Origin of the sequence: Croceicoccus hydrothermalis, assembly GCF_022378335.1 — a bacterium.
Classification (GTDB): domain Bacteria; phylum Pseudomonadota; class Alphaproteobacteria; order Sphingomonadales; family Sphingomonadaceae; genus Croceicoccus; species Croceicoccus hydrothermalis.
The window spans coordinates 65,833-83,628 of sequence record NZ_JAIQCI010000018.1; the positions used below are offsets into that span (position 1 = coordinate 65,833).

The following is a 17,796-nucleotide window of genomic DNA, read 5'->3' on the forward strand; positions in this document are numbered from 1 at the left end:
AACCGAGAGACTTGACGAGAAACCGTAAGAGAGGTGTTGGGCATGAATGCAGGCGGTCTTTCGTGGGAAAAGCTGGTCGATGAATTGCGACCGCTGGGCGATGCGATGCGGGCGCGTGTCCCGGAACGGCTACGCAGCGATCCCCGGATCATGGCGGAATCGATGCGCCTGCTGCTGGCGGGCCTTGCGCGGGCGAGTTCCGATGCGCTTGTCGGCGATCGCCGCCATCCGATGTTCGTGCCCGAACTGAACATTGCGCAGAACATCTTCCAGCCCAATGCCGACACGATCTACAAATCGGCGCTCATCGAGAAGGGCGGCAGCTATCTGCTGCGCGGCGATCGCGGTACGGTGCGCATGATCATCCTTGCCCAGATGGGACCGGACACGCTGCGGACCGGTAAGCACAGCCCGCTGTTGGGGCAGACCGATTTCGACGATCTGACCGTAGGCGAAGACGGATCGTTCGAACTGGTCGTCTCGCCCGAGCGTCCTGCCGGTTACACCGGGAACTGGGCAGCGCTGGACACGCAATGCGAAAAGTTCATGGTGCGTATCGTGTCATGCGACTGGGGCGCGGAGCGAGAGCCCCGGTTCGGAATTGCGCGGCTTGACGTCGATGATGCCAAGGGTCGCCTCAGCGCTGACGACTTGCACGCCGCTTTCGATGAAATGCCCTTTATCACCCGCGTGTGTGCATTGGCTTTCCCCACCCATGTCGAGGAATTGCGGGACGAGGGATATCTGAACAAGCTCAAGATTTTCGATGTCTCGCAAATGTCCGGCCTCAAAGGGCAATTCTATTACGAAGGCGCCTATGAGCTGGCCGCCGACGAGGCCCTCATTAGCGAGGTCCGCGTCCCGCAAAGCTATCGCTATTGGTCGATCATCCTGACCAACGAAATCTACGAGACGACCGACTGGTACAATAACCAGGCCAGCCTGAACGACGCGCAGGGCGTGGTCGATCCCGATGGAGTGTTCCGCACGGTGATTTCTGCGCGGGATCCCGGCGTGCACAACTGGCTCGACACGTCGGGTTACTCCGCAGGTGCCATTCAGGGACGCTGGTTCGAGGCAAGCGAAAAGCCGATGCCTACCTTAAGAAAGGTCAAGATAGACGATGTCCTGTCGCATCTGCCCGAGACAACAAAGCGCGTGAGTCCGCAGGAACGCAGCGAAGCATTGCGCGATCGCCGGCTCGCAGCGCAGATGCGCATCATCTGGTGATTCCAGAGAATTGACGGAGAATGACAATGGCTTTCGCCCCGGCTCGTGAAATCCCGGCCCATGTACCTGCCGACAAGGTGGTCACGCTCGACTTCTTCAAGCGTGAGAATGTCGATGTTTGCCCGCAGGAAGTCATGCTGCCCGAGATCCAGCGGACGCTTCCGCCTGTCACCTGGTGTACGAATATCTTTCCCGGCGATCAGGGCGGATGGCTGCTGACTAAGGTGGAGGACATGCACGAGGTCCTTCGCGACGCGGAGAATTATACCAAGAACGGCATGGGCAAGTTCGCCCAGTCGATCGGCGAGGACTGGCTGGTCATCCCGACCGAGACCGACCCGCCCGAGCATGGTGAGTATCGCAAGGCGTTGAATCCGTTCTTCGCGCCCCAGAAGATCGCACGGATGCGCGACGAACTTCACGAGCGTGCGGTCGCCTTGATCGACAATTTCAAGGACCAGGGACATTGCGAATTCGTCGAGGAGTTCTCATCGAAATTCCCCATCTTCATCGTCCTCGACCTACTGGGTTTGCCGCAGGACAGAATGCCCGAATTCCTGGAGTGGGAGAAAAACATCTTCCATACCAACGACTTCGAACTGCGGACACGCGCGGTCCAGAAGGTCGTCGATTATTTGAACGAGGTGATTGCCGAGCGTCGGGCCAACCCGGGTGATGACTACATCAGCGGCATTTTCGATTATGAGATCAATGGCCGCAAATGGAACGACAAGGAAGTTTTCGGCCACTGCTTCAACCTTTTCATCGGCGGGCTCGACACCGTGACGTCGCTGATGGGAAACATCTTCACCTTTCTGGCAAGATATCCCGATAAGCAGCAGGAATTACGTGATAATCCCAAACAGATCGTTCTGGCGGTCGAGGAATTCCTGCGCGCATTCGCCCCGGTCAGCGTGTTTCGTATCGCAGCCAAGGAGGTCGAAATCCGGGGGCAGAAAATCATGCCCGGCGATTACGTGGGTATCTCGACCGCGGTCGCCGGGTATGATCCGGAATATTACGAGAATCCGCAGGAAGTGCGGTTCGACCGCAAGGCGCCGCATATCTCGCTGGGTTTCGGCATCCACAAATGCCTCGGCATGCATCTTGCCCGCATGGAGTTGCAGACCGCGCTTGAACACTGGTTGAAACTGGTGCCGCCCTTCCGCGTCGCTGATGGGTTCGACATCAAATATCATGCCGGCAACATCACCCATGTGCCGAAACTGGAACTGGTCTGGGAGGTCTAGTCAGACTTTGGACGCGGGCTGAATCCTCATTCCCCATGCATGTCTACATGGAACCGCGACAGGCGAAGCGAAGCGATCTTCCATTCGCCGTCCACCCGCCGGTAGACTTCGTGGTACTGGCCATAACCGGTAATCGATTGCACGCCTTCGATAGGCGACTGGCCCGGCTGCCAGACGACCCGGTCCTGCATTGCCCATTTCACATGGGCGGTGTCCCCGCCGGCTAGCTCGATCTCCGGCGAATGAACCTGGTGGCTGGTGGCGGCGTGATCGACGGCAAAGCGGACTTGCGCAACGATGGCATCCACACCGAACACGGGGTCCAGCCCGGTGTCCTCGTGAACGTCCATCATCGCGTCGGCTGTGAACAGCGCCGCAAATGCCGGCCAGTCCTTGGTATCGAGAAATCGGCAATAGCGTGCTTTCACACTCTTGATCGCTTCAAAAGCGACAAGCCGGGCCAAGGGTTCTGATATGGTGTCCATGAAAATCTCCCAATGCTGCACCCTGTCACCGGATTGAATACGGTCTGCCTGCCTTTGGAGAGGTTGTCCCTCGACATTGTCAGTGAAAGCTGACCGCAAATTCTGATTGGAGAGTGAAAATGACGGAACCAGGTGCGCGGGCCCTGTTCGACAAGTTCGGAACCTATATCCTCCCCGGACGCGTCGACGATCCTCGTCGCGGTATCGAGGAGGCCCAAGAGGCAGAGCGGATTGGCCTTGGCGCCATCTGGATTTCCGAACGCTTCGCTCTGAAGGAACCGGCCGTCCTTGCGGGCGCCGTGGCGGAAGCGACGGACAAGATCCGGATCAACGGCACTTTCTATGCAACGATGCGGCATCCGCTGGTCACGGCCAGCATCGCCAACATGATGCAGGCGATGAGCGACAACCGCTTTGGCATCATGTTCGCCCGGGCCGTGCCGGCCTATATGAAGATGATGGGCGCGCCCGCGATCACGATGGAGCGGCTTGCCGATTATATCTCCATCTATCGACGCTTGTGGGATGGCGAGACGGTCTCCTACGAAGGGATCCTCGGCAAATTCCCCACGCTCAAGCTTACGGACCTGCATGAAGGGCCAAAGCCGCCGATCATCTTTACCGCGATGGGCCCGAAAAGCCTTGCCTTTGCGGGCGAGCATTGTGACGGCGTGCTGCTGCATCCGTTCGTTTCGCCGACCGGTGTGGCGAACAGCACAAAGATCGTGCGCGATGCCGCCGAAAAGGCCGGCCGCGATCCCATGTCCGTGCGCATCTACCATAATATCATCGTGGCCCCCGACCTGCCGAAGGACGAGGAGGACGCGGTGGTGCGCGGGCGCGCCATCACCTATTTCGAATTACCTGGATTTGGCGATCTGATCGTCGAGATCAACGAATGGGACAAGGCGGTGCTCGACAAGGTGCGTGCCCATCCCAAGATCGCGTCCCTGAACGGAAAGCCTGCCGATCAGGCCTATACACGGCAGGAACTGGTCGATGTCGGCCAATTGTTGCCGCAGCAATGGATCGACGAGGGTGCCGCCGTCGGCACTGCGTCGCGCTGCGCCGACCAGTTGATGCAATATCTGGATGCCGGGGCGGACGAGATTCTTTTGCATGGCGCTGCGCCGAAAGACATGGGCCCCCTGGCCAGTGAGCTGAAGCGCGCTCTTGCCGGGAAAGGCCTGTGATGACGCCGTCGCAAGTTCGGGAACGGTTGCGTGGCTGGCTTGAGGCCAATGTCGATGGCTGGCGCAACGTGCGGATCGAACCGCTGGAAGTAACCACCGGATCGGGTTTCTCCGCCCAGATCTTCTTTGTCGATGTCGAATACACCAGTCCGAACGGGCCGCAATCGAAGACTCTGGTGGTTCGCCGTCAGCCCCAAGATCACGAGGTTGTGTTCGGCTCCAGTCTGGAGTTGCAGGGGCAGATGATCGCGGCCCTCGACGCATTGGGGTCGATCCCGGTTCCGGAATGGATCGGGATGGAACTCGACCCTGCGGTGCTGGAAATGCCCTTTATCGTCATGGGAAGGGTGGACGGCCACGCAGCAACCCAGAATCCCAACTATAACAAGGCGGGCTGGCTCTGCGAGATGTCGCCCGACCAGCGCGCCGCGACATGGCGCAATGCGGTCGAAGCCTATGCCGGAATGGCAGCGATCGACTGGCAGGAAGATGGCTTCGGCTTCATGGCCCGTCCCGATTGGGGTGCGCCGGGGCTGGACCAGTATCTCGGCTATATCGAGGCGTGGTACACCGCGTGCCGCAAGAATCGCGATATGCCCTATGTCGATGCCGCCATCGACTATATCCGCAAGCATCAGCCGACGGATACGCCCGTGAACGTGCTGTGGGGTGACAGCACGCCATCAAACGTGATGTTTGCGCAGGACGGCCGCGTCAACGCCTTGATCGACTGGGAGCTTGCAGCGCTTGGGCCCGCGGAGCTGGACCTTGCGTGGTGGCTGTATTTCGACGATCTGTTCAGCCGCCGCTTTGGTGTCGAACGGCTGGAAGGGCTTCCCACGCGGGATGAAACCGTGGCGATCTGGGAAGCGGCCACCGGACGCAAGGCGCTCCATTTAAAATATTACGATGTCGTGGTGGCCCTGCGCATGGCGCTGGTCGTGGTGGGGGCGTTCGACAGGCAGGTCGCGATGGACAATATCCCGTCAACGAACAAATCGTTGAATGCGAACTTCATGACACTGTATCTCGCAGAGCGCCTGGGGATGGACCTGCCGGAACTTGGACCGGATTTCTATGCCTTCATGAGCAATATGACCCCCGTCGACCAGAAACAGGAAACCTAGCGGCGCGGCGAAGGTCGTGTACGATCCGGGAGAGGTCAAGATCCGCGCAAGCTGAAAACCCGAACGGGATCGATGAAGTATTGCCGGTGTCTTCTGGGGAGAGAATGATGGCGAAAACGCCGCGCGAGATCGTAGACGAGGGCAGGCTGAGCGGCTGGCAGATCGCCGCGCTGGGCATGACGATATTGCTGAACGCGCTCGACGGCTTCGATGTCATGTCGATCAGCTTTGCGGCGCCGGGTATTGCTGAGGAGTGGCAGGTTCCGCAGGATGTGCTGGGTTGGGTTCTGTCGATGGAACTTATCGGCATGGCGGTGGGATCGATCCTGCTTGGCGGCATGGCCGACAGATTCGGACGGCGTCCCACGATATTAGGCTGTCTGACGGTGATGGGGGCGGGCATGCTTCTGGTCCCCACCGCAACGGGCGTCGCGCAATTGTCGCTGTGGCGCCTGCTGACCGGTCTGGGCATCGGCGGCATGCTGGCTGCCCTGAATGCCACGGTCGCCGAATTTTCCAACGCTCGCTATCGCAGCCTTGTCCTGCCGCTGATGGTGACAGGCTATCCGCTGGGTGCATTCCTTGGCGGGATGATGGCGGCAAATGTTCTTGATGCCGGTGACTGGCGCGGCGTTTTCTATCTGGGGGCAGGGCTGACCATCGCGGCCATACCGCTGACTTTCTTCCTGATCCCGGAAACACCCGACTGGCTGGTCGATTGCCGCCCCGTCAATGCCCTGCAACGGATCAACGCGACCCTTCGGCGCTTTCGCCTGCCCGAAGCGATCGAACTGCCCGAACCGTCCGCTGACCCAAGAAGGTCGTCGATAGCCGATATTCTAAGGCCGCCGTTACTGTCGCGCACCTTGCTGCTGACACTCGCCTATCTGACCCATGTCACGGCCTATTATTATTTCGTGAAATGGATACCCAAGCTGGTGGTAGACATGGGTTTCGATGCCAGTGCGGGTGGCGGCGTGCTGACCAAGGCCATGCTGGGCGGCGCGATCGGCGGCGGTCTGCTGGGCTTGGTTGCGCTCAGGATCGGGATCAAGAAGGCCACGGTGATCGCCCTTACCGGCGCCTTTGTCATGCTCAACATATTCGGACAAGCGCCCGAGGATATCGCCATGCTGGGCTGGATCGCGGGCGTTACCGCGTTTTTTTCGAACGCCGCGGCGGTCGGGTTCTATGCCTTGCTGGCGATGGCCTTTCCGCCGCATGTGCGGGCAACCGGCACCGGGTTCGGAATCGGCTTTGGCAGGGCAGGGGCGGCCATGGGGCCAGCCCTTGCCGGGATATTGTTCGCCCGCGGTCTCGATGTCGGGGCAGTATCGCTGATCATCTCGGTCGGTTCGGCGGTATCGATCGGTGCGATTCTGCTGGTGCGTCTTACCGCCGAACCGCGTGTGACGACAGATCGCCACGGCGCGTAGTCATCCCATGCCGTAAATGACGGATCGCGTCACGCAGCGGCGTGGACGACCCGCGCGAACCCGTTGTCGATCACGCGTTCCTGCGTTCCGTTGCGGAACGCGCGGAAATGCAGTGTGTCGCCATCCTGCCAGATATGGGTGTGGATGTCGTCGCCCGGATATACCGGCGCGGTGAAGCGAACGTTCATTTCGCGCAGGCTTGCCGCCACGCCGCCGCAGGCGCCATGGATTAGCGCGCGCGCGACGATTCCCATCGTGCCCAGCCCGTGCAGGATGGGCCGGTCGAAACCAACCGACGCCGCTGTTTCCGGATCGATATGCAGCGGATTTCTGTCTCCCGAAAGGCGATAGATCGCCGCTTGGGCAAGGCAGGTGGGCAGCACGACCTCAAGGTCGGGATCACGGTCGGGTATCGGGAATTGCGGCTCCGCAGGCAGACTGCGCTCTCCGCCAAAGCCCCCGGCACCCTGAATGAACCAAATCTCGGACGTTTCGGCGACAAGAAGCCCGCTCAGCGTGCGAACCTCCTTCTTTGCCCGGATCAGTGCGGGCTTGCCCGGTCCCTTGTCGGCGATATCCGTCACCTTGGTGGTGCCGATCAGTGTGCCAGCGGTTTCGAGGGGTGCATGAATCTTGAGGCGCTGTTCCCCGTGCAGGATCGAGAGCCAGTCCAGCCCGGTGGCCGGGTCCATTGCCCAGAAGCCGGGGGTGCCGAGTACCAGAGCCATTGTCGGTAAAACCTGCAGACCGCGCTCGAATATCAGGCTCGTCTCGTCAATTTCGCTTGTCAGACCAGCTCCCACACCCAGAGCGTAAATGATCGCGTCGCGCGGATCATAGTCGTCATGCGTTTGCGGGATGGAATAGGAGAGCAGCTTTTCGGTATCGAGCGGGGCGGTCATTCGGTTAGGGCCTCTTCAATATAGCAATGCTGTCGCGGCGTAACCGACCTTGCGGATCTAGGCTTGGTCACGAGCCTGGTGTCAGGTGAAATCGGTATTGGCGATACGACGGTCTTCGGTTGAGAAATTGGCCTATCTGCCAAATGCGGACGGCTTCCCCTTTCGGACGATAGGGCTGAGCCCGGTTGCGAGCTTCGGCCGCGGGGGGAAAAAGTTTGGATCATACGTCAGCGCGCCCTATCGAAGGGCAGGGGTCGTGCATGGCCTCGGGATTAGGGCCGGAGGCAACCAAAACCTGACGGTATTGCGCGCTGGCCATGCGCCGATCATCATACCTAGGAATACGAGGGACCCCATGCCGCACGGACCGTTAGCCGGTATTCGGATAGTCGAAATGGACGCGATCGGACCTGTGCCGCTGTGCGGTATGATCCTCTCGGGCCTCGGCGCCGAAGTTGTGCGCGTCACCCGGCCGGGCGGGCATTCGGCGTGGGGCGATATCGGTGATGCGGTGGTCTTGCGCGGCCGGACGCAGGTACAGCTGGACCTGAAGTCCGCTGAGGGAAAGCAGGCGCTTCTTGATCTCGCCGCTCATGCCGATGCCCTTATCGAAGGCGCGCGTCCCGGCGTGATGGAGCGCTTGGGGCTTGGGCCAGACAATTGCCTCGCGCGCAATCCGCGTCTTGTCTTCGGACGCATGACGGGTTGGGGGCAGGAAGGCAGCCTTAGCAAGGCCGCGGGCCATGACATCAACTATATCGCGATGACAGGCGCCTTGCATGCCATCGGGAAAAAGGGTGAACCGCCGACAGTGCCGCTCAACCTTGTGGGCGATTATGCCGGGGGCACGATGTTCCTGGCGCTGGGGATTGTTTCCGCAGTCCTGTCCGCGCGCCAGACCGGTCGGGGCCAGGTCGTCGATGCCGCCATGGTCGATGGAGTCGCGAACCTGCTGGGTCTGTATCACGCCTTCGTTGCCAACGGGCTTTGGCAGGACGAACCTGAATGCAACCTCTTCGACGGGGGTGCGCCGTTCTATCAATGCTACCTGTGCAATTGTGGCGGATCCGTCGCGGTCGGCGCGTTGGAGCCGCAATTCTTCGCTGCGCTGCTGGACGGGCTGAATGTGCCGCAGGACCGGTATGACCAGAACGACCGGTCGCAGTGGCCCGCCATGCACGCAGAGTTCGAGCGTATCTTCGCATCGGCATCGCGCGACGATTGGGAACAGCGATTCGCGGGCACCGACGCCTGCGTTTCAGCGGTCCTTTCCATTGCAGAAGCAACCCGGCACCCGGTCAACGCGGAACGCAGCGTGTTCATCGATCATAATGGCGTGATGCAAGCCGCACCCGCGCCTCGCTTCTCGGCGACGCCCGGGCAGGTGACTCCCAACCGGTCGGCCACCGTCGAAGACATCGTCGGTGCTTGGTCTAAAGCCGGATGACGCGCTTTCCCGCGTTCTCGCCGCGGTAGAGCCCGGCAAGGGCATCGGGGCACATCTCAAGGCCGTCCAGCATCTCTTCACTGTAGCGCAGCTTTCCTTCCCGCACCCATTGCGCCAGCGTCGCGACGGATTCTTCCCAGCGGTCGAAATGGTCGAACACGACAAACCCCTGCATTCGGGCGCGCTTCACAAGGAGGTGCCGCTCCACGCGCGGTCCGGACGGCCACGGGTCCCAGCGATCTATGGCGGCGGTACCGCAATTGACCACACGCGCATGCATGGCCAGTTGCGGCAAGACCGCATCGCTGACCGCACCCGACGTATTGTCGAAATATATATCGACGCCATCCGGACACGCCTTTACCAGCGCCTCGTCCAGTCCTTCGGCCTTATAGTCGATTGCCGCATCGAAGCCGAAATATTCGACGCACCGGTGTACCTTGGTGGGTCCACCTGCAATGCCAACGGTGCGGCACCCCAGCATGCTGCCGATCTGTCCCACGGCTGAACCTACGGCCCCGCCCGCTGTCGACACGACCAGCGTATCGCCCGCTTTCGGTTCTCCCACCATCGTCAGGGCAAGCAGGGCCGTGACGCCGTTGATGCCCAGCACGCCAAGCGCCAGCGAAGGGGACAGGTCGGGCTGTGAAACCTCGCACACGATTGCATCGGGCCCGACTGTTGCGATTTCCTGCCAGCCGAACCAGCCGAGGACGATCTGGCCCTCGCGCCAGTCAGGATGGCGACTTTCCGTGATTTCGCCCACCGCCAGCGAACGCATTACACCGCCAATCGGTACGGGATCCGAATAATTGCCAGCGTCTGCTATCCAGCCACGCATCGCAGGGTCAACCGACAAGAAGCGATTGGCGATACGAAGTTCACCTTCGCCCAAAGGCGGAACCGCAATCCGATCGATCGCAAAATTGGCGGCCTGCGCTATGCCAGCCGGTCTCGATACGAGTGTGACCCTGCGGTTCATTTCGACATTTTGCGTCCCCATGCACCAACGAAAGCCCGTGTTTTGAATGGAGATATCCTATCGCAGGGTAGGTGATGAGATAGCCTGCGGCCCGGATGGGGGTCACCAAAAGAACGGACAAAGGTTCGTTCACGGTCGACTTCGGGAGAATCGCTCCAATGCGTGATGTATTTATCTATGACCACGTTCGGACACCGCGCGGGCGCGGTCGGGCGGATGGCTCACTTCATGAAATTCCCGCCATCGAACTGGTTACCCAGTTGCTGCAGGAAATCCGCGATCGCAATGGCCTTAATACCGCCCTGCTGGACGATGTGGTGATCGGCTGCGCGCAGCCCGTGGGCGAGCAGGGCGGCGTGCTCGCCCGCGGCGCGGTGGTGAACGCGGGCTATGCCCACAGCGTTGGCGGCCAGCAATTGCACCGCTTTTGCGCGTCCGGGCTTGAGGCCGTGAACAATGTCGCTGCGCAGGTCGCTAGCGGCATGGCCAGCGCAGGCATCGGTGGCGGCGTCGAAAGCATGAGCCGTGTAATCATGGGTTATGACAGCGGTGCATGGGTCGCGGATCCCGCCGTCGCGCTGCAAAACTACTATGCCCCGCAAGGCCTTGGCGCAGACATGATCGCTACCCTCGAAGGTTACAGCCGCGAAGATGTCGACAGCTATGCGGTGGAAAGCCAGCGCCGCGCCGCTAAGTCATGGGACGAAGGCAACTTCGACCACTCGATCGTGCCCGTAAAGGACGTGATGGGCGAAGTCGTACTGGATAATGACGAATATCGGCGGCCGGCGACGACCATGGAATCGCTCGCGGGGCTGAAGGCTGCCTTCCCGCCCTTTGCCAAGATGGGCTTCGGCCGCGTCGCCAAGGAACGCTATCCCGAGATCGAGGAAATCAACCACGTCCATACCGGGGGCAATTCCAGCGGTATCGTCGATGGTTCGGGCATCGTCATGCTGGGCAATGCCGAGTTCGGTAAGGCCGCCGGCCTCAAGCCGCGCGCCCGCATCAAGGGCTGGGCCTCGATCGGTTCGGACCCGACAATCATGCTGACCGCGCCTGCCGATGTCGCGCGCAAGGCGTTGAAGAACGTGGGCATGGAAAAGGGCGATATCGACCTCTACGAATTGAACGAGGCGTTCGCGAGCGTTGTCTTGCGCTTCATGGATCATCTGGACGTCGATCACGCGATCACCAATGTGGCAGGCGGCGCGATTGCCCTTGGCCATCCGCTTGGCGCGACGGGAGCCATGATCCTGGGGACCGTGCTCGACGAGCTGGAACGCCGCGACCTCAATACCGCCATGACCCTGCTGTGCGCCGGTAACGGCCTCGGCACCGCCACCATTATCGAACGGGTGTGACCCGATGAGTGAAAGCGCAAAGAGCAAAACCATGCGACACATCAAGCTGGACAAGGGCGCCGACGGCGTCGCCATTCTCACACTCGACAATGCCGATGAGAGCATGAACGTCGTTTCGGCCGAATGGCTCGAAGACATGAATGCCGCAATTGCAGAGCTGCGCGACGACGAGAGTGTTACCGGCGTCATCATCGCATCGGGCAAGAAGGCCTTCATGGCGGGCGCCGACCTAAAGCTGATGGTCGCGGGTTATGAAACCATGACGCCCAAGGATGCCTTTGCGTTCAGCCAGAAGGCAACGGCAATGCACCGCGCGCTGGAAACGATGGGCAAGCCGGTCGCCTGTGCCATGAACGGCCTTGCGCTTGGCGGAGGGTTCGAACTGGCACTGGCATGCCACCACCGTGTGCTGTCGGACGATCCGCGTGCCGTCGTGGGGCTGCCAGAAGTCAATCTGGGTCTTTTGCCGGGATCGGGCGGCACGCAGCGCCTGCCGCGCCTGATTGGTCGCAAGAAGGGGCTCGACCTGCTTCTTTCCGGCCGTTCGGTCGCGCCGAAGGAAGCGCTGGAACTGGGCCTCGTCGACGAAATCGCACCTATCGACCAGCTGGTCGACAAGGCGCGCCAGTGGCTGGCCACCAATCCGCCCGCAGAGCGGATATGGGACGTCAAGGGTTACGCCATTCCCGAAATGCGCGGCATGATCGTGCCCGAAGTCGCGATGGATTATTCGATCGGCGTCGCACAGGTCGCAGGCAAGCATGGCTATAATTACCCGGCGCCCGCCGCGATCCTGTCATGCGTGTTCGAAGGCTTGCAATTGCCGATGGACAAGGCGCTTTCGGTGGAAGGCAAATATTTCGCCAAGCTGCTGACCGATCCGGTCGCGCGCAACATCATCCGCACGACCTTCATTTCCAAGCAGGCTGCCGAAAAGGGCGCGCGGCGTCCCGAAGGCGTGCCGAAGTCGGAAGTGAAGAAACTGGGCGTACTGGGCGCGGGCATGATGGGCGCAGGCATCGCGCTTGTCGCAGCAAAGGCGGGGATCGACGTGGTGTTGATCGACCGTGATACGGCCACCGCCGCGAAGGGCAAGGGCTATAGCGAGAAAGTCTTCGGCAAGGCTGTCGAGCGCGGCAAGATGCCGCAGGACAAGGCCGATTCCGCACTTGCGCATATCACCCCGACCGACGATTTCGCGCTGCTCGACGGATGCGATCTTGTGGTCGAAGCGGTGTTCGAGGACATGGGCATCAAGGCTGAAACCACGCAAAAGGCCGAAGCCGTCCTGCCCGATAGCGCGGTCTTTGCGACCAATACCTCCACCCTGCCGATTTCGGAGCTTGCCAAGGCTTCCAAGCGGCCGGATCAATATATCGGCCTGCATTTTTTCTCGCCCGTGGATCGCATGGGACTGGTCGAAGTCATCATGGGTGAGCAGACGTCGGATGATACGCTGGCCAAGTCGCTGGATTTCATCGCCCAGATCCGCAAGACCCCGATTGTCGTCAATGACGCGCAGGGTTTCTACACCAGCCGCGTCTTTCGCATGTTCATCTTCGAAGGCGCTGCGATGCTGGAAGACGGCGTGGAGCCCGCAAGGATCGAGAATGCCGCGAAGGCTGCCGGTTTCCCGATCGGCCCGCTCGCCCTGCTGGACGAGGTGACGATCGACCTGCCGGTCAAGATCCTCAAGGATGCGGAAGGCAAGGACGGGAACCTCTATACGATCGAGCGTGGCGGCAAGGTGCTCGACCGGATGCTCGAACTCGGTCGCGGCAGCCGCAAGGCCGGTGCCGGCTTCTACGAATATGCCGAGGATGGCAGCAAACATCTGTGGGAAGGTCTGGGCACGGAATTCCCGGTGTCCGACGATCAGCCTGATCAGGAGGAACTGAAGAAGCGCTTCCTTTATTCGCAGGCCAATGAAACCGCGCAATGCCTTGAGGAAGGCGTGCTCGAAACCGCGCAGGATGCGGATCTGGGTGCGATATTGGGCTGGGGCTTCCCGCTTTGGACCGGCGGCACGCTCAGCTATATCGACACCATCGGGATCGCAGAATTCGCAAAGGAAGCCAGCAAGCTGGCGGGCAATTACGGCGCCCGATTCGCCCCATCGAAATGGTTGCAGGACCGGGCGGCTGCAGGCACCCCCTTCTACCCACCGATCAAGGCAGGTTGAGCAGCGATGCAGCGTACGATCTTCGAACCCGAGCACGAGCAGTTTCGCGACAGCGTTCGCAAGTTCATGCAATCGGAAGTCGGACCCAATGCAGACCGCTGGCGCGAGGCCGGCATCGTCGACCGCGAAGTCTATCTCAAGGCTGGCGAGCAGGGCTTGCTATGCGTGTTCGCGGACGAGAAATACGGCGGTGCGGGGATCGAGGATCTGCGCTTCGACCAGATCATCATCGAAGAGAACATGCGCCACGGCGACATCGGGTTCTATATCAACCTGCACAACGATCTGGTCGCGCCCTACATCCATAAGCTCTGCAACGACGAACAGCGGGACCGGTTCATGCCCGGAATCGTGTCGGGCGAGACGATCCTGGCGGTAGCCATGACCGAACCTTCGACCGGCAGCGATCTTGCGGGCATGAAGACCCGTGCGGTCGAGAGCGGCGATCACTGGGTATTGAACGGGGCCAAGACCTATATTTCCAACGGCATCCTCGGCGATCTGATCGTCGTGGCGGCGCGCACCGATCCTGACAAGCCGCACGGCATTAGCCTGTTCCTTGTCGAACGGGGCATGGAAGGGTTCGAACGGGGCCGCAAACTCGACAAGATGGGGCTGAAGTCGCAGGATACGGCAGAGCTGTTCTTCAACGATGTGAAGGTGCCCAAGGCAAACATTATCGGCGAGGCCGGGCAGGGTTTCAAATATCTTGCCCGGATGCTGGCGCAGGAACGACTGATCGCGGCCATCGGCTTCATGGCGACCGCGCAGACGGCGTTTGATCTTACGCTCGAATATGTGAAGGAACGGCGCGCGTTCGGGAAGCCCATCGGGGCGTTCCAGAATACGCGGTTCAAGATGGCCCAGATGCGTGCCGAACTCGACATGGCGCAGACGTATGTCGACCAATGCGTCATGTTGCTCAATGACAAGAAGCTGACCGCAGAAGATGCCTCGGCCGCGAAGCTTCTGACGAGCGAGCTGGAAGGGCGGGTCATGGACAGCTGCGTGCAATTGCATGGCGGCGCCGGGTACATGGAAGAATATCGCATCAGCCGCATGTACACCGATGCCCGCATCAGCCGCATTTTCGCGGGCACGAGCGAGATTATGCTGGAAATCATCGGTCGAGGTATCGGCCTGGACGAACGGAAGATGAATTGACGCGGGCCTCCCGGGGGCAATGGCAGGGGGTGTAAATCTAGTTCCTGTCCAAATGGTTACACGCGTCAATGGAGAGGGCAAGTGATTGCAACCATCGCTGAGATCGTCGAGGAAGCGCGCAACGGTCGCATGTTCATCCTTGTCGATGACGAGGATCGGGAAAACGAGGGCGACCTTATCATTCCCGCTCAGATGGCGACGCCTTCCGCCATCAATTTCATGGCCACGCACGGTCGGGGCCTGATCTGCCTCGCACTTACCAGCCAACGGGTCGAACATCTTGGCATCGATCTGATGAGCAGCCAGAACCGTACGCGGCATGAAACCGCTTTCACCGTTTCGATCGAGGCGCGCGAGGGTGTGACAACGGGCATTTCGGCCGCCGACCGCGCTCGCACAATAGCCGTTGCTGTCGATAGCGGGAAAGGTGCAGCGGACATCGTAACTCCGGGTCATGTTTTCCCATTGATCGCGCGCGAGGGCGGGGTCCTTGTGCGGGCTGGCCATACAGAGGCCTCGGTCGATATCTCCCGGCTCGCGGGGCTCAATGCCTCTGCTGTCATATGCGAAATCATGAACGATGACGGCACGATGAGCCGGTTGGACGACCTTGTCGGCTTTGCCGAAAAGCACGAACTCAAGATCGGAACGATCCGTGACCTAATCGCTTATCGCCGCGAACATGATCACTTAATCGAGCGGCGCACCGAGCGCGTGTTTTCGAGCCAGTGGGGTGGAGACTGGCGGGCTATTTGCTTTTACAACAAGGCGACCAGGGAAGAAACGCTGGCCCTTGTTAAAGGCGAAATCGACCCATCGATACCAACTCTTGTCCGGATGCAGCTGCTGTCCATCTTTCCGGATGTTTTCGCTGAGACCGGGCCGCGTGAATCGCTTGTGCGACGGTCAATGGATGCCATTGCAAGACATGGCAGCGGGGTTTTGGTCCTGATCAATCGGCCCGTCCCCGATTTCGTCAGCCGCGCCATGCGTATTGCCGGCGCGGAGAATATGGAGCGAACGGCGGGCGTAAACACCGAACAGCGCGATTACGGCAATGGCGCGCAGATCCTTGCCGAGCTAGGCGTCAGGGACATGATCCTCATGACCAACAACAGCCGTTCGCTGGTGGCACTTGAAGGCTATGGCCTGTCGATCGTGGGGGAACAAAAGATCGACTGCGATTGATGGAGCATCTACCGCACTTGCGCATCTCTGCGCGCCTACCCCGAAAATAGATCGCCATCGCGAGAGGATACCGCCCTTTGCCATGTTATGAATTCCAGGGCGTTCGGCCGGTTGTTGACGCCGCGACCTACATCCATCCCCTGGCATCGCTGATCGGCGATGTGATCGTAGGGCCCGGTTGCTATATCGGACCCGGTGCAAGCCTACGGGCCGATTTTGGGCGGATCGTCGTCGAGCGAGATGCCAGCATACAGGATAATGCCACGATCCACGTGTCCACCCAACAGGACACCGTGATAAAACGCGGTGCCACGATCGCCCATGGCGCCGTCGTTCATGGCTGCGAAGTTGGTGAGAACTGTCTCGTCGGGATTAACTCGGTCGTTCTCGATGCAGCAATTCTTGGCCCCGAATGCCTGCTTGCGGCGATGTCGCTCGTTCCTAATGGCATGGAAGCACCCCAGCGCAGCGTCCTTATGGGTGTTCCAGCTCGCATTGTCCGAACCTTGTCCGGCGAGGAAATTTCATGGCGCAACGATGGTGACGGGGACTACCAGCTTCTTACGCGCGAAGCACTGATCAGTCTCCGCGAGACCGAGCTGCTGCGTCAGGTCGAATCTAACCGGAAACGCACCCGGATAAAAGCTAGCGCCGTGACGCTGTCAGGCCGGTCGCTTGACTAGCACTACTTTGGCAAAAGTGTAATTGGATTGGCACGCAGGGAGCATCCGCAATGGGGGCATTGCGTTTGAGGCAGCCGTGACAGGTGGTCAAGGATCGCTCGGCGTACCGCTGGCGGGCTGGGTCGCGGCGGCGGCCCGAGGAGTCTTTTTTCGTCCCGCCTGAGCGACCCGGCGGCTTTGCAGGAAGGCATAGGCCATCATCGTCAACAAGGCGTGACGTTGGAGCCTTGTCCACAATCGGCCCTCAAAGTGGTCAAGGCCGAGTTCCTTGAGTTGCTGATGGGCCTGTTCGCATATCCAGCGCACCTTGATCGCGCCGGCCAGAATCTTGATTGAGGTATCGGCAGGCAGGTTCGATAGATAGAATTGGCGTTCACCATTCGAACGATGCTCGCCTAACAGCCAGGCTTCCTCGCCCGGCATATGCTGGGCTGCGGCGGAACCGATCCGCTGAGGCGCACCATCGGCAGTCCGGACACGCAGGGCGGCGAAGCGCGCAGTCAGGCGCCCCTTCGCGTCTTCGAGCATGGCGTATGCGGCCCAGAATTTGACATCGGGGAAATGCCGGCTAGCCGGGCGGCCACGGCCTACTACAGTAAAGGCAAGCTGCACATCGAATAGGTAAACCTTTTGGTGCCGGGAAACCCCAACGGCCCAGGGATGCCCGCGTGCGCTCAGCGCCTGGCCGGAACGGAGCAGACAGCCCGTAGCCGGCATCGGCCAGTACACAGCCGAAACGAACTCCGGCAGCGATGTCGCGATCGATCTCCTCAATCGCGATCTCGGGCTTGGTGCGATACTCACACAAAAAGCCTAGGGCACGCCGGCCTTACCCACTGGCGCAATATCGCTCGTCTAGCTTTCCGGCAGGGACAACCGTAAGCTCGGCTTAACCGGAACTTCGCCCGAGGCGAGTGTCACCTAAACCAGCGTCTGGCAGTACGCGTTCTTGCCCAGCGCCGTGTCGTACTGCGGCGCGACGCCGACCGGGGCCTTGCCTTTCTTCGGCAGGGCGGTGTCGTCGATGATCAGCCAGGCTCCGTCACCACCGACAAGTTCTTCCGCCTGGCTCCACAAGATGGACGCCCGCAATAACCTCTCGCTTTGAGACCGCTGGTGTGATTCATTCGGTGCATTGGAAGGAGAGCATCGATGCAGCCACA

The 17,796-nt window shown here is 60.5% G+C and carries 14 protein-coding genes and 1 pseudogene; 11 read left to right on the plus strand and 4 right to left on the minus strand.

Going from position 1 to position 17,796, the window contains the following annotated elements; genetic code table 11:
• Positions 1–42 precede the first annotated feature (42 nt).
• Both K4G67_RS11240 and K4G67_RS11245 read left to right on the plus strand, forming a co-directional pair.
• Positions 43–1,230 carry a DUF1214 domain-containing protein gene (locus K4G67_RS11240; protein ID WP_239806455.1) on the plus strand — a complete coding sequence of 396 codons (1,188 nt, stop codon included), beginning with the start codon at positions 43–45 and terminating at the stop codon, positions 1,228–1,230.
• Between the two features lie 26 nt (positions 1,231–1,256).
• The gene (locus K4G67_RS11245) at positions 1,257–2,480 is read left to right on the plus strand and encodes a cytochrome P450 (protein ID WP_239806456.1); all 1,224 of its coding nucleotides are present in this window, start codon (positions 1,257–1,259) and stop codon (positions 2,478–2,480) included.
• A gap of 26 nt (positions 2,481–2,506) precedes the next feature.
• On the opposite strand, the gene K4G67_RS11250 is transcribed toward K4G67_RS11245, so the two are convergent.
• Complete coding sequence (locus K4G67_RS11250; RefSeq protein WP_239806457.1) at positions 2,507–2,965, minus strand: nuclear transport factor 2 family protein; 459 nt, start codon at positions 2,963–2,965, stop codon at positions 2,507–2,509.
• 119 nt (positions 2,966–3,084) lie between these two features.
• On the opposite strand from K4G67_RS11250, the gene K4G67_RS11255 reads away from it, so the two are divergent.
• The 3 genes from K4G67_RS11255 (at position 3,085) to K4G67_RS11265 (ending at position 6,721) form a co-directional block, all read left to right on the plus strand.
• Entirely contained in the window at positions 3,085–4,158 is a 1,074-nt protein-coding gene (locus tag K4G67_RS11255; protein WP_239806458.1) for a TIGR03857 family LLM class F420-dependent oxidoreductase, read from the plus strand.
• On the plus strand, positions 4,158–5,285 hold the full coding sequence (locus tag K4G67_RS11260) for a phosphotransferase family protein (protein ID WP_239806459.1): 1,128 nt from the start codon (positions 4,158–4,160) through the stop codon (positions 5,283–5,285). The genes K4G67_RS11255 and K4G67_RS11260 overlap by 1 nt, the downstream gene beginning before the upstream one ends.
• A 104-nt stretch (positions 5,286–5,389) precedes the next feature.
• A complete protein-coding gene (locus tag K4G67_RS11265) occupies positions 5,390–6,721 on the plus strand; it encodes an MFS transporter (RefSeq protein WP_239806460.1) in 1,332 nt (443 codons plus the stop codon).
• A gap of 29 nt (positions 6,722–6,750) precedes the next feature.
• On the opposite strand, the gene K4G67_RS11270 is transcribed toward K4G67_RS11265, so the two are convergent.
• Positions 6,751–7,623, minus strand: a complete 873-nt coding sequence (locus tag K4G67_RS11270) for a MaoC/PaaZ C-terminal domain-containing protein (RefSeq protein ID WP_066849684.1) — start codon at positions 7,621–7,623, stop codon at positions 6,751–6,753.
• A gap of 427 nt (positions 7,624–8,050) precedes the next feature.
• Here K4G67_RS11270 and K4G67_RS11275 point away from each other — a divergent pair, with 427 nt between their 5' ends.
• A complete protein-coding gene (locus tag K4G67_RS11275; RefSeq protein WP_338026428.1) occupies positions 8,051–9,070 on the plus strand; it encodes a CaiB/BaiF CoA transferase family protein in 1,020 nt (339 codons plus the stop codon).
• Here K4G67_RS11275 and K4G67_RS11280 read toward each other — a convergent pair.
• Entirely contained in the window at positions 9,057–10,073 is a 1,017-nt protein-coding gene (locus K4G67_RS11280; RefSeq protein WP_338026427.1) for an NADP-dependent oxidoreductase, read from the minus strand. The two genes, K4G67_RS11275 and K4G67_RS11280, sit on opposite strands and share 14 nt — an antisense overlap.
• Positions 10,074–10,210: 137 nt before the next feature.
• On the opposite strand from K4G67_RS11280, the gene K4G67_RS11285 reads away from it, so the two are divergent.
• The 5 genes from K4G67_RS11285 to K4G67_RS11305 all read left to right on the plus strand — a co-directional run bounded on the left by K4G67_RS11285 (position 10,211) and on the right by K4G67_RS11305 (position 16,633).
• The gene (locus tag K4G67_RS11285; RefSeq protein ID WP_230291454.1) at positions 10,211–11,416 is read left to right on the plus strand and encodes an acetyl-CoA C-acetyltransferase; all 1,206 of its coding nucleotides are present in this window, start codon (positions 10,211–10,213) and stop codon (positions 11,414–11,416) included.
• A gap of 31 nt (positions 11,417–11,447) precedes the next feature.
• Positions 11,448–13,598 (plus strand): 3-hydroxyacyl-CoA dehydrogenase NAD-binding domain-containing protein, encoded by a 2,151-nt coding sequence (locus K4G67_RS11290; protein ID WP_239806462.1) that lies wholly within the window; start codon positions 11,448–11,450, stop codon positions 13,596–13,598.
• Between the two features lie 6 nt (positions 13,599–13,604).
• The gene (locus K4G67_RS11295) at positions 13,605–14,762 is read left to right on the plus strand and encodes an acyl-CoA dehydrogenase family protein (RefSeq protein WP_239806463.1); all 1,158 of its coding nucleotides are present in this window, start codon (positions 13,605–13,607) and stop codon (positions 14,760–14,762) included.
• An 81-nt stretch (positions 14,763–14,843) separates the two neighbouring features.
• Entirely contained in the window at positions 14,844–15,950 is a 1,107-nt protein-coding gene (gene ribB, locus K4G67_RS11300) for a 3,4-dihydroxy-2-butanone-4-phosphate synthase (RefSeq protein ID WP_239806464.1), read from the plus strand.
• A gap of 77 nt (positions 15,951–16,027) precedes the next feature.
• Positions 16,028–16,633, plus strand: a complete 606-nt coding sequence (locus tag K4G67_RS11305) for a gamma carbonic anhydrase family protein (protein ID WP_066849701.1) — start codon at positions 16,028–16,030, stop codon at positions 16,631–16,633.
• An 87-nt stretch (positions 16,634–16,720) separates the two neighbouring features.
• On the opposite strand, the pseudogene K4G67_RS11310 reads toward K4G67_RS11305, so the two are convergent.
• Positions 16,721–17,716 (minus strand): annotated as a pseudogene (locus K4G67_RS11310) (IS701 family transposase); the annotation flags it as partial.
• Between the last annotated feature and the right edge of the window lie 80 nt (positions 17,717–17,796).